Origin of the sequence: Actinoplanes sp. NPDC026619 (assembly GCF_040638295.1) — a bacterium.
Classification (GTDB): Bacteria; Actinomycetota; Actinomycetes; order Mycobacteriales; family Micromonosporaceae; genus Actinoplanes.
The window spans coordinates 1,429-2,678 of record NZ_JBEZYA010000082.1 but is presented as its reverse complement, the minus strand read 5'-3'; the positions used below and the strand labels follow the sequence as shown (position 1 = coordinate 2,678).

At 67.0% G+C, this 1,250-nt stretch carries 1 protein-coding gene; it reads right to left on the bottom strand.

What is annotated here, in order from left to right:
- Window positions 1-83: 83 nt before the first annotated feature.
- Window positions 84-1,250: MFS transporter (locus tag AB0E90_RS51590; RefSeq protein WP_360421205.1), on the bottom strand; the 1,167-nt coding region annotated here is incomplete at its 5' end.

Genomic DNA, 1,250 nt, shown 5'->3' with positions numbered 1-1,250 from the left:
GCGGCACGAGAGTGCACCCGATCTTGGCCAGGTGATGGCCATATCACGCCGAGCGCCAAATCACTCTGCGCTGAAGCTACACACTAAAATGCGGATCGCACTGTATCGGCCTCACTGGATTTTGTTGCCGGAGCGGAGCGCCGTAGCCCCGGCACCAGTGCTACCGAGATGCACAGCGATACCACCGCGAGCGTGCCGATCGCTTGCGTGGCGCCGAGCCTGGTGGCGAGCAGGCCACCGACCGCCGCGCATACTGCCTGGCCCAACATCAGCCCGGTCGACGCGAGTCCGAATGCCTGGCCGCGCGTCTCCGCCCCGGTGGCGTTGACCAGCCTTTCCTGCAGCGGTAGCGAGGCGGCGTAGCCGGCCGACGCGATGAACCCGAGGATGAGGGCGACCGGCAGTGGCGGCGAGAGCAGGAATCCCAGATAGGGCAGCGCCAGCAGCATCCGCAGCGGCTCGATCATCCGGTCACGGTGTCCGGGCGGTACGAACCGGCCCACGACGACGTCGCCGAGCAACATGCCGGCTGCGGTGGCGGCGAACAGGTATCCCGCACCCGACTGACCCGCGTACGGGATGAACAACGCTTCGCAGCCGACGATGAGCCCGTTGGGAACCCACATTGCCAGGTACAGCGGGCGGGTCACCGGCGAGCCGAGCAACGCGCTGTTCACCTTCCTCGTCCGCGTCAGTAACCCCTGGTTGGACATCACCCCCGCCCGTTCCCGGATGCCGATGCGCAGGATCAGCGCTGCCGCCGCCGCGCCAGCAGCAGCGATAAGGAAAAGGGCGGTCGTCGAGAACCAGACGAGCAGAAGGCCGCCGAGCCCGTACCCCGCGATTTGCATGACGCCTACCGCGATGTTCAGCGTTGCCCTGCCGAGGACGAAGCCGTCCGCCGGCACGATGTCGTGCAGCAGCCGCATCGTTGAGCCACTGGTCGCTGAGCCTACGAGAAATGGGATCGAGAGAATCGCGAACCGCCAGCCCCACGGCAGGTGGGGCAGCGCCTGCAGGAGAAACGCGAGGGTGTACGCGATCGGCACAATCGTCGACGCGCGCCGCGGGCGCATCGAGTCCGAGGCGCTGAGTACGGTGGCCGATCCGAGCAACGTGATCAGCGGCCCACCGAACATGACCAGTGCGGTGAGCAGCGGTGATCGTGTGCTGGCATAGGTGGTGGCGCCCAGGGCGAGGCCAGCGATCGCGATGGCTGCCATCGTCACGCAACGGACGAGGAACAACGC